Source organism: Streptomyces sp. TLI_171, assembly GCF_003610255.1.
GTDB lineage: Bacteria > Actinomycetota > Actinomycetes > Streptomycetales > Streptomycetaceae > Kitasatospora.
Map to the genome: position 1 here is coordinate 4435871 of NZ_RAPS01000001.1, position 23706 is coordinate 4459576.

The window sequence follows — 23706 nt, forward strand, 5'->3', positions numbered from 1 at the left end:
CCCACCGCCCGGCCCGAGTCCGCGTCAAGTGCCGCAACCGGCCCGGCGCTCGTGAAGAACGCCTCCTCGGGATCTCCTCAACCGGATGCCCGGGCTGCTAACGTCCGTGCTGCGCGACCCGGCCGCAGCTGTCCCGGCGCGCGGGAGGAACTCCGATGGTCCACCTCGCTCGTCCCGTGCTCCGCCACGTTCCCGCCGTGCGGCGGGAAGCGGGCGGGTCGCAGAGCGGGGAACTGTGCATCACCCAGCTGACCGGCCTGCCCGCCGCGATCCGCTGGCAGCCGCGGGACGGGGACCCGGTCGACCTGCTCCCGCCCTACCGCCTCGACCGGGTCGAGCTCCGCCGCTCGCCCCGGGCCCGCCTGCACGGCCTCACCGCGGGCGTCCGCCTGGTCACCGAAGGCTGGTCCCCGCTCTTCCTCGTCCCGCCCTCGCACCTCCCGGCCCTGGCCCTCGCCGCCGCGTCCACCCGTGGCACGGCCACGGCGGCGGACCGGCGGCGGGGCGCCGACCGCCGTTAGCCCTTCGCGGCCTTCGCCAGCGTCTCCGGGGTCACCGCGCCGACGAACACCCGGCCGTCCGGGGTGATCAGGGCGTTGACGATCCGGGTGGAGACCAGCGTGCCGCCGTCGACGGCGCGGCCGGTGAACTTGGCGAGGCCCTTCGCGGCGTCCGCGCCCGCGCTGCCGCGGACCACGGTCGTCCAGCCCTCGCCGATGACCGCGGCGTCGGCCCGGTCGCCGGCGGGCTTCTCCCCGGCGGGCCGGTCACCGGCGGGGTGGTCGGCGCCCGGCGTGGGCAGGAAGGACGGCAGCGGGCTCCCGCCCAGCGAGTCCGCGGGCTGCTCGACCACCTTCGCGCCCTTGGGGACGCTGAACCGGAAGGTCTTGGCGTCGGGCTTGGCGTAGGACAGCGTGCCGAACCGGACGTCGAACGCGGTCGCGCCGTCGACGGTGCGCAGCTGGACGGCCAGCGGCATGCCCTTCTCGGCGTCGATCGCGATCCGCACCTCGGCGACCGTGGAGCCGGCCTGCTTCGGCTTGACGCTGAGCCGGTACGCGGCGTGCCCGGCGACCCGCTCGGTGCCGGAGACGGTGATCGAGGTGGAGGCCTCGGAGGCGGTCAGCAGCTGCTTGGCGATCTCCTGCGGGGTGATCGAGCCGATGCCGGCGTCGGCGCCCGCCCGGTGGCCGCCGGCGCCGTTCGCGCCGGTGAGGTGCAGGGCCTGCTGGGAGTTGCGGTCGTACGCCCACAGCTGGTCGCCGTCGTGGACCAGCTCGTAGCCGGACTTCTGCCCGGCCAGGGTGAGCTTCTGCCGGTCGGGGCCGTCGGCGGCCACCGTCAGGGTGTGCGAGCCGCCGAGCAGTTCGACGGCCTTGAGCTGAGGGTTCGCGCCACCGGTGCTCGCCCCGGCGCTGCGGGCGAGGTCGCCGAGCGGGCCGGAGCCGCTGGCGGCGTCGGTCAACGCGGTGGGCAGGCCGAGGTCGGCGCTGACCCGGACGGTGCCGCTGAAGGTGTCGGTGTCGGCGGCGAGCGCCTTGGCGACGAGGTCCTGCGCGCTGATCGCGGGCAGGTCGGGCGTCTCGTCGCTGGCCAGCGCCGGCACCAGGCCGATGCCGGTGGCGACCGCGGCGGCGATCGCGACGGGCACGCCGATGCGGACGGCGGTGCGCCGCCCGGCGGCCGGAGGTGTCGTCATGTCCGGTCCTGCCGTGGAGTCCTGGTCCATTGCAGCCCCCTTCCGAGTTCCTTGTGCTGTCACTCTCCATTAGAGACGTCCGGCGGCCCGCGGGCGTCGCCCGGCGGCAGCAGATCGCGGTACGTCTCGCGCTGTAGCCGGCGTATTGCGACCCTGAGACACCGTCAGGGTCGGTGTAGTCCCGCAGGGGGAGTGCTCGCGTAGGGTCGGGCCCATGAGCCCTCAGACGCCGCCCGCGGCCGCCGAGTACCCCACCCCGACGGCGATGCGGCGCGCGCTGCGCCGGGCCCGGGACGGCGTGGCGCTGGACGTCGCGGAGGCGGCGGTGCTGCTCCGGGCCCGCGGCGAGGACCTGGTCGAGCTGTGCGCGGTCGCCGCCCGGGTCCGCGACGCCGGGCTGGAGCAGGCCGGCCGGCCGGGCGTCATCACCTACTCCCGCAAGGTGTTCGTCCCGCTCACCCGGCTGTGCCGGGACCGCTGCCACTACTGCACCTTCGTCACCGTGCCGGGCAAGCTCCGCAAGGACGGCCACGGCCTGTACCTGTCCCCGGACGAGGTGCTGGAGATTGCCCGCCGCGGCGCCGAACTGGGCTGCAAGGAGGCCCTCTTCACGCTCGGCGACCGCCCCGAGGACCGCTGGCCGGAGGCCCGCGAGTGGCTGGACGCGCACGGCTACGACGACACCCTGGCGTACGTCCGGGCGATGGCGATCCGGGTGCTGGAGGAGACCGGCCTGCTGCCGCACCTCAACCCCGGGGTGCTGACCTGGACGGACTTCCAGCGCCTCAAGCCGGTCGCCCCGTCGATGGGGATGATGCTGGAGACCACCGCCACCCGCCTCTGGTCGGAGCCCGGCGGCCCGCACCACGGCTCCCCGGACAAGGAGCCGGCGGTGCGCCTGCGGGTGCTGGAGGACGCCGGGCGCAGCGCCGTCCCGTTCACCACCGGCGTGCTGATCGGCATCGGCGAGAGCCACGAGGAGCGCGCCGAGTCGCTGCTGGCGATCCGCAAGGTCTCCCGCGCCTACCAGGGCGTGCAGGAGGTGATCGTGCAGAACTTCCGCGCCAAGCCGGACACCGCGATGCGCCGCATGCCGGACGCCGAGCTGTCCGAGCTGGCGTCGGCCGTCGCGGTGGCCCGGCTGGTGCTCGGCCCGGCCGCCCGGATCCAGGCCCCGCCGAACCTGGTGGACGCCGAGTACGCGCTGCTGATCGGCGCCGGCATCGACGACTGGGGCGGCGTCTCGCCGCTGACGCCCGACCACGTCAACCCGGAACGCCCCTGGCCGCACATCGAAGAGTTGGCCGAGCGGACCCGCGAGGCCGGGTTCGCCCTGCGCGAGCGGTTGACGATCTACCCCGAGTACCTGCGGCGCGGCGAGCCCTGGCTCGACCCGCGGCTGCTCCCGCACGTGCGGGCGCTCGCCGACCCGGCCACCGGCCTGGCCCTCGAAGGGGCGCGCCCCACCGGCCTGCCCTGGCAGGAGCCCGAGGAGCCGATGACCGGCGGCGGCCGCACCGACCTGTTCCGCACCGTGGACACCGAGGGCCGCACCGGCGACCGCCGTTCCGACTTCGACGACGTGTACGGCGACTGGGAGTCGCTGCGCGAGCGGGTCGGCGTCCCGGCCCCGCGCCGGCTGGACGCGGACCTCCGGGCGGCGCTGTCCACCGCCGCCGACGACCCCCGCAGGCTGACGGACGACCAGGCGCTGGCCCTGTTCCAGGCCGACGGCGACGCCCTCGACGCCCTGACCCGGATCGCCGACGAGCTGCGCCGCGACACCGTCGGCGAGGACGTCACCTACTGCGTCACCCGGAACATCAACTTCACCAACGTCTGCTACACCGGCTGCCGGTTCTGCGCCTTCGCGCAGCGCCGCACCGACGCGGACGCGTACACCCTGTCGCTGGAGCAGGTCGCCGAACGGGCCGAACAGGCCTGGCAGGTCGGGGCGACCGAGGTGTGCATGCAGGGCGGCATCCACCCGGACCTGCCGGGCAGCGCCTACTTCGAGATCGCGCAGGCCGTGAAGGAGCGGGTGCCCGGCATCCACGTGCACGCGTTCTCGCCGATGGAGGTGGTCAACGGGGCGACCAGGACCGGCCTGTCGATCCGCGAGTGGCTGATCCGGGCCAAGGGCGCCGGGCTGGACTCGATCCCCGGCACGGCCGCCGAGATCCTCGACGACGAGGTGCGCTGGGTCCTCACCAAGGGCAAGCTGCCCGCCGCGACCTGGGTCGAGGTGGTCACCACCGCGCACGAGCTGGGCCTGCGCTCCTCCTCGACCATGATGTACGGGCACGTCGACACCCCGCAGCACTGGCTGGGCCACCTGCGGCTGCTCGCCGAGATCCAGCAACGCACCGGCGGCTTCACCGAGTTCGTCACCCTGCCGTTCGTGCACACCAACGCGCCGGTCTACCTGGCGGGCATCGCCCGGCCCGGCCCGACCGCCCGCGACAACCGGGCGGTGACCGCGACGGCCCGGCTGCTGCTGCACCCGCACATCCCCAACATCCAGACCAGCTGGGTGAAACTCGGTGCGGAGGGCGCCGCCGAGATGCTCCGCAGCGGCGCCAACGACCTCGGCGGCACCCTGATGGAGGAGACCATCTCCCGGATGGCGGGCTCCTCCTGGGGCTCCTACAAGTCGGTCCGCGACCTGGAGGCGATCGCCGCGCTGGCCGGCCGCCCGGCCCGCCAGCGCACCACCCTGTACGGCGAGGTGCCCGCCGAACGCCGCGCCGCCGCGCTGGCCTCCGACGGGCACCTGCCCCGACTGCTGCCGGTGCTGGACTAGCCGACCAGCAGGTCCTGCCGCAGCTTCTTCGCGTTCACGCCCAGGCCCGACCTCAGGTAGGCGTCGAAGCTGCCGTAGCGGGCCTCCACCTCGTCGAAGCCCGCCGCCAGGTACTCGGGGCGGACGTCCAGCAGCGGCTGGTAGACCGACCGGTAGGCCGGCGGCAGCTGGGCCAGGGTCGCGGCGTTGACCTGCGCCCGGTAGGCGTTGGACGCCAGGTAGTCGGCCCGCACGGTCTCCTGCGGCACGCCGAGCGCGGTCAGCAGCGCGGCAGCGCCCCAGCCGGTGCGGTCCTTGCCGGCGGTGCAGTGGAACAGCACCGCGCCCCGGTCGTCGGCGGCGGCCAGCAGCTGGGAGTACGCGGCGCGGGCGGTGTCGGAGGACACCATGGTGCGCTCGGCGGCGACCATCATGTCGACCGCGGCCTGTGGGTCGGTGACCTCGAATCGGCCGGTGTCGGCGGCGCCCAGGACGTTCGCCGAGACCGCCCTCGCGCCGACCGGGAGGCGGTCGGGGGCGGACTGCTGCTCGGCCGGGGTGCGCAGGTCGAAGACGGTGCGGATGCCCAGGCGGTGCAGCTTGGCGAGGTCCTGGTCGGTCAGCTTGCTCAGGTCGTCCGAGCGGTAGACCTGACCGAGCTTCACCCACCGGCCGTCGGCGGTGCGGTAGCCGCCCAGGTCGCGGAAGTTGGGGGCGGAGGCCAGGTGCAGCGAGCGGTCGGCGACCACCAGCGGCGCGCCGCGGTCCGGCACCAGTTCGAAGTACCAGCGGTCCGCCGCGGCCAGGCCGGTCACCGTGACGGTGCCGCTGCCGTCGCCGTGCGCCACGGCCCGGCGGTGCGCGATGCGGTCCCGGTCGGTGCCGGCGTACACGGTGACCCGGCGGGCGCCGGACGCGGCCCAGCTGATCGTGAAGGAGCCGTCGGCCTGCTGGGTGGCGGTGGCGGCGGTGAACGGGATCGCGTGCGCCGAGTGCGGGGCGGAGACGGCGGCGGGGGCGGCCGAGGCGGGCGGGGCGGCGAGCACGGGCGCGGTGGTCAGCGCGGCGGTGAGGGCGACCGCGGCGGCCAGCCCGGTGCGGGGGGAGGTCATGGACGCCGACCGTAGGCAGGCCGGCTGCGGGGCCGGTGACCTGCGGATGTCCGGGCCGCAACAGACTGTTGAACGAATCGATGTGCGGGACGGCCCGACTTTTCGCGCGGGTCTTCGAATACAGTGCGTCTGCTGTCCGAAGCCCCCGACCGAAAGGTTCCGCCCCGTGATGCCCCTGTGGTCGCGCGCCCAGCAGCAGGACTTCCGCAGCCGGGTCCGCGGCTGCCTGCTCGGCGGCGCGATCGGCGACGCGCTCGGCGGCGGCATCGAGTTCGAGCAGCTGGAGCAGATCCGCGAGGCGCACGGCGAGAACGGCGTGACCGGCTACGTCCCCGCGTACGGGCGGCGCGGCGCGATCACCGACGACACCCAGATGACGCTGTTCACCGTCGACGGCCTGATCCGCTCGCACATCGCCCGCGACGGCGGCGCCTGGCACCCGCCCACCGACGTGCACCGCGCCTACCTGCGCTGGCACGCCACCCAGCAGGACTGGGGCCCGGACGAGCGCCGCAAGGACCTCGGCTGGCTCGGCCGCGAGGAGTGGCTGTACGCCCGCCGCGCCCCCGGCCAGGCCTGCCTGTCCGGTCTGGCCGGCACCGAGAACGGCCCGCTGCCGACCGTCGACGAGCCGCGCAACCCCGGCTCCAAGGGCTGCGGCACCGTGATGCGGGCCGCCCCGTTCGGCCTGCTCACCGCCTGGGACCCGGCGCTGGTGTTCCAACTGGCCGTCGAGTGCTCGGTGCTGACCCACGGCCACCCCACGGGCTACCTCTCCGCCGGGGCGTTCGCGGTGATCGTCCACGCGGTGGCCCGCGGCGGCACCCTGGAGGAGGGCGTGCACCTGGCACTGGCCCTGCTGTCCGAGCGGACCGGCCACGAGGAGACCACCGCCGCGCTGCGCGCCGCCCTGGACGCCGTCCGGGTCGGGGCGCCGTCCCCCGAACGGGTCGAGGAGCTCGGCGAGGGCTGGGTCGCCGAGGAGGCGCTCGCCATCGGCCTGTACTGCGCGCTGGTCGCCGAGGACGTCCGCAGCGGCCTGCTGCTGGCCGTCAACCACTCCGGGGACAGCGACTCCACCGGCTCGATCTGCGGCAACCTGCTGGGCGCCCTGCACGGCGAGACCGCCCTCCCGCCGGAGCTGGTCGCCGAGGTCGAGGGCCGCGGCACCGTCCTGGAGCTCGCCGACGACCTGGTGCTGGAACTCCTGCACGGCCCCGAACTGCACGGCACCGAGGGCTGGGCCGCCCGCTACCCGACCGCCTGACGGCCCGTCGCCCGGGCCCCGGGAAACGGACGTGCCCGCCGCGCGGGAAGCGGCGGGCACGGGGGGAGCCGGTGGAGGATCAGACCTCGCCGAAGGCGCCGGTGGCGGCGGCCGCCGCGAACGCGGCCCAGGCCTCGTTGGAGAAGCGCAGCTGCGGGCCCTGCGGGTCCTTGGAGTCACGGACCGCGATCGAGGCGGCGCTCGGCACGGCGATCTCGACGCAGGCGCCGTTGCCGCCGCTGTAGCTGCTCTTGCGCCAGGTCAGGCTGTCGGTGGCCTTGCTCATTTCATGAACTCCTCTGCGATATCGGTGATCATCGACCGGCTGTCCGCGACACTCAGCGCCGCGGCCCGCAGGTGGTCGTACAGATTGGTATAGCGGCGTACGTCGGCTTCCTTCTCCAGGTAGAGATCGCTCGTCACTCCTTCGAAGTAGACGACCGTGGAATCCGCGGACTCGGGGAACTCCATCAGGGAAAATGTCCCGGTCATGCCGGGATGGGCGCCGTGGACGAACGGGATGACCTGAAGGTTGATGTTCGGCCGCTCGCCGAGCGCGACGAGCTGGAACAACTGCTCCGCCATCACGCGCTGCCCGCCCACCTGCCGGCGCAGCACGGCCTCGTCTATGACCACCCAGAGGCTGCCCAGCTGGTCCTCGCCGTGTATCCGGTGCTGGCGCTTGAGCCGCACGTCCACCCGGCGGCGGATGGCGGTCGGGTCGGTGTCCGGCTGCGTGCCGGCGACCACCGCCTCGGCGTACTCCCGGGTCTGCAACAGGCCCGGCACGAACGAGGACTCGTAGGCCCGGATCGAGGAGGCCTCGGCCTCCAGGCCGATGTAGACGCTGTACGGGATGTCCCCGAACTCGTGCCACCAGCCGCGCTGGCGCGACTCCTTGGCCATCTCCATCAGCCCGGCGCGGACCCGCTCGTCCTCGACCTCGTAGACGTCGCACAGGTCGCGGACGTCGCGCTGGCTGATCGAGCGGCGGCCGTTCTCCAGCCGGCTGATCTTCGACTGGGAGACCATCAGGCGGCCGGCCACCTCTTCGGCGGTCATCCCCCTGAGTTCGCGCAGGCGCCGCAGTTCGGCGCCGAGCCTGCGGCGGCGAACCGTCGGATTCACGCTGGCGGACACATCGACCTCCGGCCCTACTTCTGGCAACAGTGCGGTAATTGGTACCAACCCCCCTGACGCTGAGCAGCATGCCACCTCAACTGCAGTCCGTGCCTGGGAATCGCGGGACGGCAGTAGAACAGATCATCGGAAAATAGCTCATTCGGGAACACCGGTCTTGCGCCCGGCGCGCCTGCGCGCTATAGGGCATCCCGTGCGCTAGAAGCCCCCTGACGGTCCGTCGGAGGAACCGGGGAACGCGAAGGGCGGTCGGCCCGGTGCATCGCACCGGGCCGACCGCCCTCCTGCCGAACCGACTGCTAACGGCGTGCGCCGCTCATCGCGCGCCCACCCGGCTGGCCACACTCCGCCCCGCGGCGGCGGGCCGACCGGCCGGACCGCGCGAACCCGCGGGCGCCGCCGACCTGCCCTGGGCCTGCGCCGGCAGACCGTTCTGCACGTCCATCACCGCGTGGGCCACCATGCCGCCCAACGGGTCGTACCTGATCAGGTCCCGCAACCGGGAGCGCGAGGACCGCCCCTCGTTGCCCGGGTACAGGTGCTTGCCCAGACCCACCGCGTGCGCCAGCGCCGCCAGCGCCGCTGTCCGCGGGTCCGGCGGCACGCCGGTGCGGATCGCGGTGTCCAGCCGCTGCTTGATCGCCGCGTTGGTGCAGTCGTCCGACGCCTGGTACCGCGTCGTCGGCAGCACCCCGCACACCTGACCGGCCACGGCCGTCACCATGCCGCACCGCTCCAGGTGCGCCAGGTACGTCTGCCGCAGGCCCAGGCGCGGGCCACCGATCCAGTGCGCGGCGCGCACCGGACTGCCGCGCCTGCGCAGCAGCTCCAGCGCATGATCAAGGGTCGGGTCACCGGTCGGCCGTGGCACCACCACGGCGATCCGGTCCCCGTCCGGGGCTATCCTTCCGGCCAGAGCCAGCTCGACGAGCTGCGCCCCGGCAAGTCCGAGGTCGAGGGTCTGCGGCTGCGCGGTGGTACCCGTGGCCGGGTCCAGCGCGAGCAACAGGAGCTCCTCAGGAATGGTTCGACGGCCTCTGCCCATCCAAGCCTCCCCGCGTGGATGAATGACAGGGTGACGCCTCTCACACAGGCTTGTCGAGTACGCCTCCGAATCGTGACCTTGCCCGGGCAGGCGGGAACCACCGTCGGACAGCTCCGCGTCTGACCGGGCAACGGCTCGTAAGGCCGGGAAAAACCGCCGGTCGGGCGGGGTGTGGCGGGCCATCACGGGCTCGGTGCCGGAGACTGTACAGGTGCCGGGCCGGGCCGAGAACCCGCCCGAAAAAAACCAGCTTGTGTGATCGGACCGGCGGTGCCGGGCGGACGAGGAGGAGTGGGTTACGTGGGCGAGTCCCCGCAGAGCGAGCGGCGAGACGGCGAGACGCGGCCGGCCGAGGCCGAGCAGGCCCCGAACGAGGCCGGCGAGGGCGGCTCCACCGTCCACCTTCGCGTCCGCGATACGGACAGCGCCACCACCTCCCTCCGCCTGCCCACCGACCGCGACACCACCACCCTCCGGGTCACCGACCCCGACCTCCCCGAAGCCAGCGCTGCCCTCACCGAGCCCCGTCCCACCCCTCGGGACACCGAGGACGACACCCCTGAGACGGCCCCCGACGAGGAGCCCGCGGACCGGGACGAGAACACCGCCCCCGAAACCGCCGGGCCCGCACCCACCATGACGCTGCGACAGGGCGCACTGCCGACGCCCGACACCGGCGACGCACCGAAGAGCCCGGCGGCGGCTACGGCCGAGCCCGAGGCCGCAGCCGACCCCGGAACGGCGGTCGCACCCAAGCCGCAGGCGAAGGTCAACACCACGGCTGAGGCCGAGCCGGAGCGGGAGGCTGCACCCAAGGCGGATGTCGAGCCGAAGGCCGCGGTTGATCCCAGGACGGCGGTCGCGCCCAAGCCCAAGGCTGAGGCCGAGTCCGAGGCTGCGGCGGGTGCCAAGTCCGAGGCCACGTCCGAGGCTGGGCGCGGGGCTGCGGCCAAGGCGGATGTCGAGCCGAAGGCCGCGGTTGATCCCAGGACGGCGGTCGCGCCCAAGCCCAAGGCTGATGCCAAGTCCGAGGCCGAGGCTGAGGCCACGCACGAGGCGAAGGCTGAGGCCAAGTCCGGCGCGGAGGCTGCGGCGGGTGCCGTGGGCGGGGCCACGTCCGAGGCTGGGCGCGGGGCTGCGGCCAAGGCGGATGTCGGGCCGAAGGCCGCGGTTGATCCCAGGGCTGCGGTCGCGCCCGAGCCGGAGACCGGGGCCGGGTCCCGGTCGGCCGGTCCTGAGCCGACGATGACCCTGCGAGTGGAGACGGGCCGCCCCAAGGAGGACGACGCGGCGAAGGGCACGGCCGAGTCCAAGGCCGCGGCCGCGTCCGGGGCGGAAGCCGCGGCGGAGACCGACTCGGCCGGGCCCGAGCCGACGATGACTCTGCGGGTCGACAAGGACCGCCCCGAGCAGACCGTCATGCTGCGGCTGCCCAAGACCCCCGCGCCCGCCGCCGAGGCCGCTCCGGCTCCGGCCCGTGCGCCGAAGCCGGGGCCCGCGCCGGCGTCGGCTCCCGCGTCCGCTCCCAAGCCGGCCCCGGCGGCCGGTGCCGCGCCGCCGGTGGTTCCTCCCGTGGCCCCGCCGGCGGCCGCCGCGGGTCCCGGGCCGGAGCTGCCGCCGGCGCCCGAGAACACCATCGAGGCGCTGGAGGTGCTGAGGGCGCTCAGCGCCCGTCCGATGACGCCGCTGCGCCGGGCGATGAAGCGGGTGGTGATCTGGGGCGTGTTCCTGTCCGTGGTGCTGGGCGTGCTCGTCACCGCCCAGTTGCTGCGCCCGCTGCCGCAGCCGAAGGCGAAGCTCGGGCTGGCGGACTCCTTCACCTTCGGCGGGGACGCTCCGAACATCCCGTGGCCGACGAAGGGCCAGGCCGCCGCCGAGGTGATCGGCGTGGGCGACCTCGGCGCGTCCGGCGAGGAGAAGCCGGTCCCGATCGCCTCCGTCACCAAGGTGATGAACGCGTACCTGATCCTGCAGGCGCACCCCCTGAAGAAGGGCCAGAGCGGGCCGCTGATCACGGTCGACAAGCAGGCCGCGCAGGAGTCGTCCAACGCCGACGAGTCGAAGGTGACGCTGACCGAGGGTCAGCAGCTCACCCAGTACGAGGCGCTGGAGATGCTGATGCTGCCGTCGGCGAACAACGTGGCCCGGCTGCTGGCCCGTTGGGACTCCGGCAGTGAGGAGGCGTTCGTCAAGAAGATGAACGACACCGCCGCGCAGCTGGGCATGACCAACACCACGTACGCCGACCCGGCCGGGTACAACAACGACACCAAGTCGACCGCGAAGGACCAGCTGAAGCTGGCCGAGCAGGTGATCAGGAACGAGATCTTCCGGCAGGTGGTCGCCGAGCCGGACACCCGGTTCAACAACCAGCGGATCTACAACACCAACGCGCTGCTCGGGAAGAACGGCAACATCGGGGTGAAGACCGGTTCCTCCACGCCCGCCCAGTCCTGCTTCATGTGGGCGGCGGTCAAGGAGATCGGCGGCGTCAAGCGCACCCTGATCGGCGTGACGCTCGCCCAGCCGGCCACCAAGGAGGAGCCCAGCCTCGTCCGGGCCGCGCAGCCGGTCAGCCAGAAGATCAACGTGGCGGCGCAGGCCACGCTGGCCGGGCAGACCCTGGCCAAGCAGGGCGACGTGGTCGGCTACGTGAGCGACGGCGTCGGCGGCAAGGTCCCGGTGGTGGCCACCAAGGACCTCACCGTGGCGGGCTGGTCCGGCATCACCGCGCACCTCACCCTGGCCCCGATCGGCACCATCGCCCACACCCTGCCGGCCGGCACCCAGGTCGGCACCCTCTCGGCGGGCGACGGCGACGGCCGGGTCGAGATCCCGGTGGCGCTGCAGAGCGACCTCGCGCCGCCGTCCATCGCCTCCCGCCTGCTGCGCCTGGGCTGACACACCCCGGGCCGTCGGAAACGGCTCCGGCCCGGACGGAACACTCCCGTCCGGGCCGGAGCCGCGTCTGCCGCCTACCAGCCGCCGCGTTCGGTGCGGGTGCCGAGCCGGCGGGCCACCGGCGGCTCCTCCGAGATCACCCGGCCGAGCACCAGCGCCAGGGTGATGGCGGCGAACAGCGCGATCAGCCAGGACAATGCGGTGAACACCACCCCGTACCCGCCGAACCGCTCCACCGAGGTGGACATCGCGTGCGGCAGGTACACCTTCGAGGCGATGCCCAGGCCGACCTCGGCGACGCCGCACAGCACCGCGCCCGGCAGCAGCGGGAACCAGCGGATCCGGCCGCCGAGCAGCAGGTGCTGGGTCCACCACCAGACGGCGGTGGAGGCCACGAAGGTCAGCGGGACGCCGAGCCAGTAGCCGGCGCCGAAGCCGTCCCGCAGCGGGACCTGGATCAGCAGGAACACCAGCCAGCCGAGCAGCCACACCACCCAGCGCCAGAGCGCCAGCCGGGCGCTGTGCTTCGGCATCTCCCAGGCCCGCTCGCAGACCCGCTGCAGGGCCCGGCTGAGCGCGGTGGCCGAGGCCAGCGTGACCAGTACGCCGAGCGCGCCGAAACCCTGGGCGGCGCCGTCCGGGTGGGTGTTCATCAGCTGCTGGACCTGCTGCTGGGCCGCGCCCTGCAGGCCGAGCTGCTCGCGCAGCGAGACGGTGACGCTGTGCTTGACGGTCGCGGGGGCGAACACGGCGACCACGAACAGCGCGGGCAGGGCCGACAGGAACGCCTGCGCGGCCAGCCGGGTCGCGTTGTCCAGCAGGTTGACCCGGATCAGGTTGCTGACCGCGCGCCCGACCAGCGGGATCCGCTCGGGCGCGCCCTTGGCGGACTCGGCCAGCCGGGCCGCCCGGGCCTTCGTGGACTCCCACCGTTTCGGCTCGGGGTCCCGTTCCGCTCGCTGCAGTGACTCTGTCACGCCGAAACCTCCGCAAGCTCCGCCGGGCCGGGGAACTTCCATCGTCACCCGGACCGCGGAGGCGGAGCGCTGCCGCTTACTTCTTCCGGGTGAGCCGGGCCACCCGGTCGGTCACGCCCCAGGCGGTGACCCGCCACAGCGCCTCGACCACGATGCTGCGGCTCATCTTCGACGCGCCGTGCTCGCGCTCCACGAAGGTGATCGGCACCTCGGCGACCTTGAAGCCGGCCTTCACGGCCCGCCAGGCCAGGTCCACCTGGAAGCAGTAGCCCTGCGAGGCGACCTGGTCCATGCCGAGGCCCAGCAGGGTCTCCTTGCGGAACGCCCGGTAGCCGCCGGTGACGTCGCGGATCGGCACGTTCAGCATCAGCCGGGAGTAGGTGGAGCCGCCCTTGGAGAGCAGCAGCCGCGACTTCGGCCAGTTCACCACCGCGCCGCCCGGCACCCAGCGGGAGCCCAGCACCAGGTCCGCGCTGTGCAGCGCGGTCAGCAGCCGCGGCAGCTCCTCCGGCTGGTGCGAGCCGTCCGCGTCCATCTCCACCAGCACGTCGTACCCGTTGTCGATCCCCCACCGGAACCCGGCGAGGTAGGCCGCGCCGAGCCCCTCCTTGCCCTTCCGGTGCAGCACCTTCACGTGCTCGTCGTCGGCAGCCAGCCCGTCGGCCAGCTTGCCGGTGCCGTCCGGGCTGTTGTCGTCCGCGACCAGCAGGTGCGCCTCGGGGACGGCAGCGCGGACGCGGGACACGATCCGCTCGACGTTCTCCGCCTCGTTGTACGTCGGGATGATCACCAGGATCCTGCCGAGACCGGCGAACGGGGTCTCCGGGGAAGCGCTCACAGACGGATGCCTTTCGGTACGGCGAGCCGGGGTGCACACGTGCGCAAGACCCACGGTAGGCCACCGGACGGGCCGCGATCCCCACCCACCACGGGCCGCCGGAAAACCGCGGGCCGACCGACGGGGCTGATCCGCTAGGCTGTGGCGGGTTGGCCTCAGTAGCTCAGGGGATAGAGCACAGCTCTCCTAAAGCTGGTGTCGCAGGTTCGAATCCTGCCTGGGGCACAGCATCTACGCAGGCCCTCCGCCCGTTCCGGGTGGGGGGCCTGCGGCGTTGGGGGGTGTCAGCGCGGGGCCGCCGGCGGGGGTGAGGCGGGGAGCAGCGGCTGGGTGGCGTCGACGCGGGTGGTGGCGGGGGTGTCGTGTTCGGCGAGGAGTTCGGCCCAGACCACCTTGCCGTCCGGCGTGGTGGGGTAGTAGCCCCAGCGGGTGGAGAGTTCGCCGACCAGGAGCAGGCCGCGGCCGCCGGTGGCGTCGGGTGCGGCGGTGCGCGGGCGGGGCGGGCGCGGATCGTGGTCGCCGACCTGGACCAGCAGGGATTCGCCGGACAGCGCGAGCGAGAGGGTGAAGCCGGCCCGGTCGGGGCGGGCCCGGAGCGCGTTGGTGGCCAGCTCGGAGACCACCAGCCGTGCGGCGTCCGAGAGTTCGACCCGGGCCCGCCAACATCGCAGCACCTGCGTGGTGTGCCGGCGGGCGCCGGCCACCGCCTCCGGGGAGCTGTCGAGCGTCAACAGGCTGAGCTGCGCCGGGCTTCGGGACATCGCGGGGGCCTCCGATGGATGCGTACGGGCACCCGCCGACGACAGGAGACGACCCGCACCCTCCAGCCTCCGTCCGAGCGCGCCGGCCCGCCACGGCCGGAGGTCCCGCGCGGGGCGGGCACTTGGGACGGGGCGGGCCGGTCGGAGGTGAGCAGGCGGACGGGGCGTCAGCCCCGCCGGGGCTCCCAGCGGAGCAGACGGCGGGCGAGCATCGTGGCGGCGGCCAGCCAGGCGGCGACCAGCAGCAGCGAGGGCCCGGCGGAGGCCCAGCCGTGGAGCAGGTCGAGGGTGGGCAGCGGGCCCCCGGTCCAGGTCTCGGGGCCGAACCCACGGCCGAACCAGGCGGTGCGCAGGCCGCGGATCACCGGAGCGAGCGGGAGCGCGCCGGCCGGGCCCTGCAGCCAGTGCGGCAGCCCGGCCACGGGGGTGAACACGCCGGCGCCGAACATGCAGAGCACCAGGACGGGCGTGGCGACCAGCGGCGCGGACTCGGTGGACGGGGTGAGCCCGCTCAGCGCCACCGCCAGCACCGAGAACAGCAGGTAGCCGCCGAGCAGGGTGAGCAGCAGCAGCGCCGGGTCGGCGGGCAGCGGCGCTCCGAACCAGCCCACCGCGACGCCGCCCAGCACCAGCGCCTGGATCAGCACCACCACCCCGCCCGCGCCCAACTGCCCGGCGAAGACGGCGCTCGGCGGGCACTCGGTGCCGCGCAGCCGCTTCAGCACCAGCTCCTCGCGGCGCGCCACCACGCTGTTCAGCAGGTTGACGAAGGAGGTGACCAGAGCCAGCCCGAGCAGCCCGACCGCCACGTACCCGGCGGCGTTCACCCCGCCGATCCGCTGCTGGCGCAGCGGCGCCGCGATCACCAGGTTGAGCAGCACCGGCAGCAGGAACCCGATGAAGGTGGAGCGCCGGTTGCGCCAGAACACCTTCCAGGACAGGCCGAACTGGCCCTTGGCGTAAGCGATCCAGCTCATGCGCCCACCTCGCTTCGCTCGGCAGGAGCATTCGCCCGTGCGCAGTCCTTGATGATTCGCTCGCTCCGCTCGCTCATCGGGAGGCTCCCTCGGGGACGGGGTGGTGGGCGGCCAGGTCGAGGAAGACGTCCTCCAGCGAGCTGGAGCGCACCTCCAGGCCGTCGAGCTCGACGTCGTGCGCGGCTGCCCAGGAGTGCAGCGCGGCCAGCGCGGGGGCCGAGCGGGGCACCCGGTAGACCGCCCGGCCGTCGGCCAACGACGGTGCGGAGCCGAGCAGTTCGGGCAGTGCGGCGAGGGGGCGGCCGGGTGGCAGCGGGAGGGTGATCAGGTCGCCGCGGCCGGACAGCACCTCGCCCACGGTGCCGGCGGCGGCGATCACGCCGCGGTCCATGATGGCGACCCGGTCGGCCAACTGCTGGGCCTCCTCCAGGTAGTGGGTGGTCAGCACCACGGTGGTGCCGGCCGCCCGCAGTTCCTTGACCAGCCGCCAGGTGGCGCGGCGGGCCTCCGGGTCCATGCCGGTGGTCGGCTCGTCCAGGAACAGCAGCTCGGGGTCGTTGAGCACGGCCAGCGCCAGGTCGATGCGCCGTCGCTCGCCGCCGGACAGCTGGCCGACCCGGGTGCCGGCCTTCGGCTCCAGCCCGACCCTGGCCAGCACCTCGGCGGTCGGCCGGGCGCGGCTGGTGAAGGTGCGCCAGCAGTCGACGGTCTCCTTGACGGTCAACTCCTTGAAGAAGCCGCCCTCCTGGAGCATCGCCCCGGTCCGGCGCCGGACCTGCGGCCCGGCCGTGAACGGGTCCAGGCCGCCGAGCACCCGGACGCTGCCCGAGGTCGGCGGGTGGTGGCCCTCCAGGACCTCCAGGGTGGTGGTCTTTCCCGCGCCGTTGGTGCCGAGCAGCGCGAACAGTTCACCGCGGGCGATGGAGAAGGAGATGCCGCGCACCGCCTCGTAGTCGCCGTAACTGCGCCGCAGACCGGTTACCTCCACGGCCGGGGAATTCTCGGAAAGAGGTGTCATACGGGAAGCGTGACGCGTCCGCGCACGTTCGGGCAAGTAGCGCATCACTGCAGGTCGGAGTATGTGCAAAATGTCATCCGGGGCGGTGACATTTACGCCCCGCGGAATCTGACATCTCCTACTGCACGGGTTTTCGGAACTCGGTCATAGTTGAGACATCGCCGAGAGCGGAACCGGAGAAAGCGAAAACCGGGAAAGCGAAGGGCGAAAAGGAAAGGCCGAGGCGACCGACCCGACAAGCGGGCCGGAGCCGCGAAACCGAGGGAGATTCCCATGGCTGCCAACGAGATCAACAAGGACGAGCAGTTCGACATCGAGGTCGAGGAGCTGGACACCGTCAACGGCGGCGTCTCCGTCTCCTCCCTGCTCTCCGCCGCCTGCCCGGTGTCGAGCTTCAGCTCGGTGTCGAACTCCGTCGCCGAGGTCGCGGCCGAGTAATTCGGGTCCTGTGCGGGGGTGGTCCGCTCCGGCGGCCCACCCCCGCACCCCACCTCCGGCCCCAACGACCCCGTCCCACCGCCAGATTGAAGGAGAGCCGGGCATGGACAGCCTCCGGCACGAGCTGACGCGGTTCATCCAGCAGCCCGCCGCTCAGCAGGACCCACCCGCGCTCTACCGCAGGCTGCTGGCCGAGGCGCCCGTCCTGGACCTCGGCCCGCTGTACGTGGTCTCCGGGCACCAGGAGATTCTCAGTGTCCTGATGAACCCCGGCACCAACGTCGACCCGACCACCGTCGGACTGCCCCGGGCGGGAAACACCGCGCTGCTCAAGGTGGTCAACCGGATGCTGCCGATGCGCGACGGCGCCGACCACACCCGGCTCAAGCGGCTCGCCACGGCCGCGTTCAGCCACCGCCGGCTGGAGCAGATGCGCGAGCGGATCGAGACCACCGCCGCCCGGATGCTCGCCCCGCTGGTCGAGGCCGGGTCCTTCGAGCTCGTCGCCGACCTGGCCGTGCCGCTGCCGGTCGCGGTCTCCTGCGCCATCCTGGACGTTCCCGACTCCGAGCACGACCGGATCACCGGGTGGGCCGCGCTGGTCGCCCGCTCCCTGCTCGACCCCGTCGGCACCGGCCCGCAGGCCGCCGAACTGGACGCCGAGTTCGCCGAATTCCGCTCCTATGTCGAGGAGTTGTGCGCCGAACGGGCCGCCCGCCCCGGCGAGGACCTGATCAGCCGGCTGGTCGCCGCCCGCGGCGAAGGCCGGCTCGACACGGAGGAACTGCTCGCCTTCGTGGTGATGCTGCTCGCCAACGGACTGGAGACCCTGACCTCCGGACTGGCCGTCGCCGCATGGGAGTTGATCCGCACCCCCGGCCTGGCGGCCCGGGTGCGCCGCGCACCCGCGCTGGCCGCCGCCGTCTTCGACGAGGCGCAGCGGCTCGGCAGCCCCGTCCGGGCCAGCGCCCGCGCCCTCACCCGCGAGGTCGACCTCGGCCACACCGTGATCCCGGCCGGCAGCGTCGCCATGCTGCTGTACGCCGCCGCCAACCGGGACCCGCGCCGCTTCGCCGACCCCGACCGCTTCGACCCCGACCGCCCCGAGCGCCAGCACCTCGCCTTCGGCCACGGCCCGCACCACTGCCTGGGCGCGCCGCTCTCGCTGATCGCCGGCGCGGCCGTCCTGCGCGGCCTCGCCGAGGCGGACGCGGCACGGGAGTTGAGCACCACGCTGACCGACGCCACCGCCCGCCGGAACGAGCAGTTCGCGTTCGGCGGGGTGCGGGAGCTGCCGGTCGCCTGCCCGCTGCGCACCGAACTGATGGAGGTGGCGGCATGAGCACCGTGATCGAACCGGAGACGGCGGCGAGCTCGGGGCCGAGCGCCAAGGAGCAGTCGCAGGCCGCGGTCGCGGCCGCCCGGGCCGCCGCCGTGCTGGAGCCCGGCCTGGACCAGCCCGTCCGGCTGGTGGGCGCGCGCCTCTGGCTGGCCGGGGCCGCGCTGCTGCTGGCCGTCGGCGCCGGCGGCGGCTGGGCGGTGTGGGGCCGGCTCCCGCACACCCTGACCGTGCACGCGGTGGCCGCCCACGGGGAGGCGCCCGTCCGGGTGGCCGCCGAACGGGCGGGCAGCCTGGTGGAGTTCAAGGTCCGGCCGGGCGAGAAGGTGACCGCGGGCCAGGTGCTGGCGCTGGTCGGCGACGCCGAGGCGACCGCCCCGACGGCCGGCACCGTGACCGCGCTGCTGGCCGCACCGGGAGCCCAACTGAACCTCGGATCACCGCTGTTGACACTGGACCCGGCGGGTGCGCCGGCCACCGTCCGGCTGCTGGTCGACGACCCGAAGGACGCGGCGCGGCTCAAGCCCGCGCTGCCCGTGCTGGTGCCGGCGCCCGGCGGGGGAGCGATCCACGCGGTGGTCGAGCGGGTCGAACCGCTGCCCGTCCGCGCCGACTCCCTCGACGGCGCCCTGCCGGTCGCCGTCCCCGGCCTGCCCTCCGGCGCCGCACCCGTCTGGGTGGCGTACGCCCGGCTGCCGCAGGGCGTCGCGCTGAACGGCCCGCTGGCGCTGGACGTCCGGGTCGACCTCGGCAGCCGCCACCCGTACCAGGCGGTGCTGGGGCAGGAGGCCAAGCGATGAAGCCCACCCAGACGGCGGCGGTCGAGCCGCCCGCCGCCGAACAGCGCACCGGGACCGGCGGCGCCCGGCCCGCCACCACCGGGCGCACGGGCCCGAAGCCGACGCGGACGGAGCCGGAGAAGCAGAAGAAGCAGAAGCGCCGCAGGTACCTGCGCACGCCCGTGGTGCCGCAGATGGAGGAGCAGGACTGCGGGGCGGCCTGCCTGGCCGTGGTGCTGGGCGCGTTCGGGCGGCGGGTGACGCTGAACGAGGCGTCCCGGGCCTGCGGGGTCAGCCGGGACGGGGTGAGCGCGGCCGCGGTCGCGCGCGCCGCCGGACGGTACGGGCTGCTCGCCCGGGGCCGCCGGGTGCCGCGCGGGGACGACCGGCTGGCCGGGCTCGGCGAGGTGCCGGTGCCCTCGATGGTGCTGGTCACCGGGCCGCACTTCGCGGTGTTCGAGGGGGTGAAGCGCGGCCGGGTGCACGTCAACGACCCGTCGCTGGGCACCTATTCGGCCACCCCGGCGGAGTTCTGGGAGTCCTTCGCGGGCATCGCGGTCGGCTTCGAACCCGGCCCGGACTTCGAACCGGGCGGCCGCCGCTTCCCGCTGCTGCGCGCCCTCACCGCCCGGATGCGGCCGTACGCCCGGCCGCTGCTGGTCGCGGTGCTGGTCGGCATGCTGATGACGATCCCGGGGGTGGCCGGCGCGCTCCTGCTGCGCAGCTACCTGACCGGCGTGGTGAACGGCGGCGCGACCGGCTGGGCGGTGCCGCTGACGCTGGCCGGACTGGCGGTCGCCGGGTTGGTGCTGGCCGGGAACTGGCTGCGCTCCGCACTGGTCAACCAGGTGCTGGAGGCGATGGCCTCGCGCTCCTCGGCGGCCTTCCTGTGGAAGATGCTGCGGCTGCCCGGCGCGTTCTTCCACCGCCGCCAACTCGGCGGCCTGGTCACCCGGGTGCAGCTCAACGACGGCCTGGCCAACCTGCTCTCCTACCGGGTGGCCGGCGCGGCCTCGTCCTTCGCCGCCGCGGCCGTGCACCTGAGCGCGCTGCTCTGGCTGGCCCCGAAACTCGCCGCGATCCCGGTCGCGGTGGCGGTGCTGGACGCGCTCGCGCTGCGCTCCGCCGACCGTCGGCGCGGCGGCATGATCCACCGGCTGCACGCCGAACAGCACAAGCGCGACGGCGTCGCCTTCGCCGGGGTGTCGGCGATCGAGACGGTCAAGGCGGAGGGCGCGGAGGACGCGCTGTTCCGGTCCTGGGCGGGCTGGCAGGCCCGCTCCGCGCTCACCGGACAGCGGGTGGTGGAAGCCGTCCTGGTGCCGCTCTCGCTGCCCGGCGCGCTCAACTCGGCCGCCGCGGCCGCCGCGGTGGTCGCCGGCACGGTGCTGCTGCTGGGCGGCTCGCTCTCCTTCGGCACCCTGCTGGCCTTCCTGCTGCTGCTCAACGGCTTCCTCCTGCCGGTCTCCCAACTGGTCGGCGCCGGATCCGAGTTCACCGTCGCCCGGGCGCAGAACGCGCTGTTGGAGGACATCGAGACCAGCGAGGTCGACCCGTATCTCGCACCGGTGCTCGACAGCCCGGCCGAGCCGGTCCGGCTGCGCGGCGAACTGGAGCTGCGTGACCTGGAGTTCGGCTACGACCCGAACCGCCCGCCGACGCTGTCCGGGATCTCGCTGCGGATCGCGCCCGGCGAGTGGGTGGCGGTGGTCGGCGGCAGCGGCAGCGGCAAGTCCACGCTGGCCCGGCTGGCCGCGGGCGTGCTGCGCCCCTGGAAGGGCGAGGTGCTGCTCGACGGCCGTCCCCGCGACGACTGGCACCGGGCCCTGGTCACCGGCCAGGTGGCCTACGTGGAGCAGCAGTTGCGGCTCTTCGAGGGCACCGTCCGGGAGAACGTCACGCTCTGGGACCCGTCCGCGGACGAGGACACCCTGCAGCGCGCCCTGGCCGACGCCGAGGCCGCCGAACTGGTGCGCCGGCGGGGCGGGTTGGATGCGCAGATCGACGAGGACGCCCGCAACTGGTCCGGCGGTGAACGGCAACGGCTGGAGATCGCCCGCGCCCTGGCCCTGGACCCGGCCCTGGTCGTCCTCGACGAGGCCACCAGCGCGCTGGACGCGCACACCGAGGCCGCCGTCAACGAGCACCTGCGCCGACGGGGCGTCAGCTGCCTGGTGCTGGCCCACCGGCTGAGCACCATCCAGGCCGCCGACCGGGTCGTGGTCCTGTCCGCAGGCCGGATCGTCCAGCAGGGCCCGCCCGCCGAGCTCGCCGAACAGCCGGGCCCGTACCGGGACCTGCTCCGCGACGCCGACCGGAGGACCGGCGGCAGCGCCGAGACCACCGAGACCACCGATCACCAGCCCGCCCGAACGGAGGAGCCGGCATGAGCACCGCCACCGCCGCCCGCCAGGGCGGCGCACAGACTGCCGCGGCGGACACCGAGCGCGACCCGGCGATCCGGGTCGACGCCACCGCGGCCGCCAACCGCACCGCGCTCGCGGACGCGTTGGCCGAGCTGGGAACCGCCGCACCCCGTCCGCAGACCTCCCCGCGCCCCGGCGAGCAGTCGCCGACAGCGCCGCGCCACCGCGCGGACCGGGCGCGGGAGGTGCTGCGGGCGCTGGGAGTGGACGTCCCCGGGGAACTGCCCGCCGCCGTGCGGGACGCCGCCGATCCGGTCACCGCGCTGCTGCGCCGGGCCGGAGTGCGCTGGCGGCCCGTCACGCTGCCGGACGGGAACGAGACCGGCACGGCCGGGCCGATGGTGGCGTTCGCCGCCGAGGACGGCCGGCCGATCGCCCTGATACCCCGGGCCGGGCGGCACCGCCGCCACGACCCGGACTCCGAACGGGCCGCCGCCCGAGCGGAGTTGAGCCGCCAGGCGCTGCTGCTGTACCCGCCGCTGCCGCCCGGGAGTCCGACCCCGGGAACCCTGCTGCGTTTCGCCCTCGCCGTGCCCGGTGCCCGCCGGGACCTGGGAGTGCTGACCGCGGCCGGGCTGGTCTCGGCGCTGCTCGGCCTGCTCGTCCCGCTGTCCACCGGAGTGCTGCTGCCCGGCCTGCTGCTGGCCGAACGGCACCCGGTGCGCTGGCTGGCCGTGCTGCTGGGCTCCGCGGTGGTGGCGTCCTGGCTGCTCACGCTGGTCCGCAACACCGCGGCCGTCCGGCTCACCGGCCGGGTGCAGCACGCGCTCGAACCCGCCGTCTGGGACCGGCTGCTGGCCCAGGACGCGCGGTTCTTCCGCGACTACACCACGGGTGACCTGGTGCACCGGGCGAACGCGGTGGCGCAGGCCCGGCAGGCCCTCTCGGAGGTGCTGGTGGGGGCCGTGCTCGGCGCGGTCTTCGCCGTCACCGGCCTGACGGTCCTGCTGCTGGTGGACTGGCGGCTCGGCGGGCTGCTGCTGCTCGCCGTGCTGGCGGTGACGGCCGTGCTGCTGCTGCTCGGCCGTCGCCGCCAGGAGTACGAGTCGCAGGTGTTCGAGGCGCACGGGCAGCTCCAAGGAGTGCTGTACGGGCTGCTGCTGGGCATCGACAAGATCCAGACCGCCGGGCGGGAGATCCAGGCCTTCGCCCGCTGGGCGGCCCCGTTCGCCGGACAGAAGCGCGCCGACGCGGCCGCGATGCGCAGCGAGGCGGTCTCCACCGCGCTCACCACGGCGCTCCAACCGCTGCTGCTGGCGGTGCTGCTGGCCGGGGCCACCTTCGGCCCGGCCGCCGAGGCCGGGCACCTGATGGCCGCCGGAGTGGCGGCCGGCCAGGTGGCGCTGGCGCTCGGCCAGGTCACCCACGCCGCGGCCGGCGCCTACGGCGTTGCCCCGGTGCTGGAGCGGCTGCGGCCGATCCTCGCCGAGCCGGCCGTGAACGCGGCCGAACGGGCCGGTCGGCTCGCCGACCCGGGCCGGTTGGAGGGGCGACTCGCGCTCGACCAGGTGGTGTTCCGCTACCCGGGCAGCGCGCTGCCCGCCCTGGACGGGGTGTCGCTGCGCGCCGAACCAGGCGAGTTCGTGGCCGTGGTCGGCCCGTCCGGGGCCGGCAAGTCCACCCTGATCCGGCTGCTGCTCGGCTTCGAGCAGCCCGAGTCCGGCGCGATCCGCTACGACGGCCGCGAACTGGCCGCCCTGGACGCCCGGTTGGTGCGCCGTCAGCTGGGCTCGGTGCTCCAGCACGGCCGGATGCTGCGCGGCTCGCTGCTGGAGAACCTGGCCGGCGCGGACCCCGACATCACCGAGGACCGGATCTGGCACGCTGCCGAACTCGCAGGCATCGCGGAGGAGTTGCGGGCCCTGCCGATGGGCCTTGGCACCCGGGTCGGCGAGGACGCGCAGGGCTTCTCCGGCGGCCAGGTGCAGCGGCTGCTGCTGGCCCGCGCGCTGGTCCGCGACCCCGCCGTGCTGCTGCTCGACGAGGCCACCTCCGCGCTCGACAACGCCACCCAGCAGCGGGTCGCCGACGCCGTCGCCGGCCTCGACCGCACCCGCCTGGTGATCGCCCACCGACTGAGCACCATCCGCACCGCCGACCGGATCTACGTGCTGGACGGGGGACGGGTGTCCGCCGAGGGCACCTTCCGCGAACTGCTCGGCACCGACCCGCTGTTCACCCGCCTCGCCCGTTTCCAGGAGATGTGA

Annotated in this window: 19 protein-coding genes and 1 tRNA gene; 10 read left to right on the plus strand and 10 right to left on the minus strand. The window is 74.2% G+C overall.

From position 1 onward, the window contains the following. Positions 1–155: 155 nt before the first annotated feature. On the plus strand, positions 156–521 hold the full coding sequence (locus BX266_RS20345; RefSeq protein ID WP_099901821.1) for a hypothetical protein: 366 nt from the start codon (positions 156–158) through the stop codon (positions 519–521). On the opposite strand, the gene BX266_RS20350 is transcribed toward BX266_RS20345, so the two are convergent. Continuing rightward, positions 518–1699: a DUF2092 domain-containing protein gene (locus BX266_RS20350; protein WP_143686970.1), complete on the minus strand. Its 1182-nt coding sequence runs from the start codon at positions 1697–1699 to the stop codon at positions 518–520. The genes BX266_RS20345 and BX266_RS20350 overlap by 4 nt on opposite strands. A gap of 214 nt (positions 1700–1913) precedes the next feature. On the opposite strand from BX266_RS20350, the gene BX266_RS20355 reads away from it, so the two are divergent. Beyond that, positions 1914–4502 carry a bifunctional FO biosynthesis protein CofGH gene (locus BX266_RS20355; protein ID WP_099901824.1) on the plus strand — a complete coding sequence of 863 codons (2589 nt, stop codon included), beginning with the start codon at positions 1914–1916 and terminating at the stop codon, positions 4500–4502. Here BX266_RS20355 and BX266_RS20360 read toward each other — a convergent pair. Continuing rightward, on the minus strand, positions 4499–5593 hold the full coding sequence (locus tag BX266_RS20360; protein WP_099901826.1) for a tyrosine-protein phosphatase: 1095 nt from the start codon (positions 5591–5593) through the stop codon (positions 4499–4501). The two genes, BX266_RS20355 and BX266_RS20360, sit on opposite strands and share 4 nt — an antisense overlap. A 169-nt stretch (positions 5594–5762) precedes the next feature. On the opposite strand from BX266_RS20360, the gene BX266_RS20365 reads away from it, so the two are divergent. Further along, complete coding sequence (locus tag BX266_RS20365; protein WP_099901827.1) at positions 5763–6860, plus strand: ADP-ribosylglycohydrolase family protein; 1098 nt, start codon at positions 5763–5765, stop codon at positions 6858–6860. 79 nt (positions 6861–6939) lie between these two features. Here BX266_RS20365 and BX266_RS20370 read toward each other — a convergent pair whose 3' ends face one another. The 3 genes from BX266_RS20370 to BX266_RS20380 all read right to left on the minus strand — a co-directional run bounded on the left by BX266_RS20370 (position 6940) and on the right by BX266_RS20380 (position 9045). Then, complete coding sequence (locus tag BX266_RS20370) at positions 6940–7146, minus strand: DUF397 domain-containing protein (protein ID WP_099901829.1); 207 nt, start codon at positions 7144–7146, stop codon at positions 6940–6942. Beyond that, entirely contained in the window at positions 7143–8000 is an 858-nt protein-coding gene (locus BX266_RS20375) for a helix-turn-helix transcriptional regulator (RefSeq protein ID WP_099901830.1), read from the minus strand. The genes BX266_RS20370 and BX266_RS20375 overlap by 4 nt, the downstream gene beginning before the upstream one ends. Before the next feature lie 316 nt (positions 8001–8316). Further along, positions 8317–9045, minus strand: a complete 729-nt coding sequence (locus BX266_RS20380; protein WP_099901832.1) for a GPP34 family phosphoprotein — start codon at positions 9043–9045, stop codon at positions 8317–8319. 300 nt (positions 9046–9345) lie between these two features. Here BX266_RS20380 and BX266_RS38730 point away from each other — a divergent pair, with 300 nt between their 5' ends. Beyond that, the gene (locus BX266_RS38730) at positions 9346–11946 is read left to right on the plus strand and encodes a serine hydrolase (RefSeq protein WP_180290548.1); all 2601 of its coding nucleotides are present in this window, start codon (positions 9346–9348) and stop codon (positions 11944–11946) included. A 74-nt stretch (positions 11947–12020) separates the two neighbouring features. On the opposite strand, the gene BX266_RS20400 is transcribed toward BX266_RS38730, so the two are convergent. Together BX266_RS20400 and BX266_RS20405 are read right to left on the minus strand one after the other, a co-directional pair. After that, positions 12021–12923, minus strand: coding sequence for a YhjD/YihY/BrkB family envelope integrity protein (locus BX266_RS20400; protein ID WP_099901841.1), 903 nt, complete (start codon positions 12921–12923; stop codon positions 12021–12023). Positions 12924–12999: 76 nt separating this feature from the next. Further along, positions 13000–13761 carry a polyprenol monophosphomannose synthase gene (locus BX266_RS20405; protein WP_099901843.1) on the minus strand — a complete coding sequence of 254 codons (762 nt, stop codon included), beginning with the start codon at positions 13759–13761 and terminating at the stop codon, positions 13000–13002. A 152-nt stretch (positions 13762–13913) separates the two neighbouring features. On the opposite strand from BX266_RS20405, the gene BX266_RS20410 reads away from it, so the two are divergent. Further along, positions 13914–13986, plus strand: a tRNA-Arg gene (locus BX266_RS20410). Between the two features lie 59 nt (positions 13987–14045). Here BX266_RS20410 and BX266_RS20415 read toward each other — a convergent pair. The 3 genes from BX266_RS20415 to BX266_RS20425 form a co-directional block, all read right to left on the minus strand. Then, positions 14046–14522 carry an ATP-binding protein gene (locus BX266_RS20415; protein ID WP_099901845.1) on the minus strand — a complete coding sequence of 159 codons (477 nt, stop codon included), beginning with the start codon at positions 14520–14522 and terminating at the stop codon, positions 14046–14048. 167 nt (positions 14523–14689) lie between these two features. Next, positions 14690–15499: an ABC transporter permease gene (locus tag BX266_RS20420; RefSeq protein ID WP_099901846.1), complete on the minus strand. Its 810-nt coding sequence runs from the start codon at positions 15497–15499 to the stop codon at positions 14690–14692. 73 nt (positions 15500–15572) lie between these two features. Beyond that, positions 15573–16517 (minus strand): ABC transporter ATP-binding protein, encoded by a 945-nt coding sequence (locus tag BX266_RS20425; protein WP_099901848.1) that lies wholly within the window; start codon positions 16515–16517, stop codon positions 15573–15575. A gap of 273 nt (positions 16518–16790) precedes the next feature. On the opposite strand from BX266_RS20425, the gene BX266_RS38735 reads away from it, so the two are divergent. The 5 genes from BX266_RS38735 to BX266_RS20445 all read left to right on the plus strand — a co-directional run bounded on the left by BX266_RS38735 (position 16791) and on the right by BX266_RS20445 (position 23706). Further along, entirely contained in the window at positions 16791–16955 is a 165-nt protein-coding gene (locus BX266_RS38735; protein WP_180290549.1) for a hypothetical protein, read from the plus strand. Positions 16956–17058: 103 nt separating this feature from the next. Beyond that, entirely contained in the window at positions 17059–18297 is a 1239-nt protein-coding gene (locus BX266_RS20430; protein WP_099901850.1) for a cytochrome P450, read from the plus strand. Next, a complete protein-coding gene (locus tag BX266_RS20435; protein ID WP_099901852.1) occupies positions 18294–19094 on the plus strand; it encodes an acetyl-CoA carboxylase biotin carboxyl carrier protein subunit in 801 nt (266 codons plus the stop codon). Before BX266_RS20430 ends, BX266_RS20435 begins: the two co-directional genes overlap by 4 nt. Continuing rightward, on the plus strand, positions 19091–21463 hold the full coding sequence (locus BX266_RS20440) for an ATP-binding cassette domain-containing protein (RefSeq protein ID WP_099901854.1): 2373 nt from the start codon (positions 19091–19093) through the stop codon (positions 21461–21463). The genes BX266_RS20435 and BX266_RS20440 overlap by 4 nt, the downstream gene beginning before the upstream one ends. Continuing rightward, positions 21460–23706: an ATP-binding cassette domain-containing protein gene (locus BX266_RS20445; RefSeq protein WP_099901856.1), complete on the plus strand. Its 2247-nt coding sequence runs from the start codon at positions 21460–21462 to the stop codon at positions 23704–23706. Before BX266_RS20440 ends, BX266_RS20445 begins: the two co-directional genes overlap by 4 nt.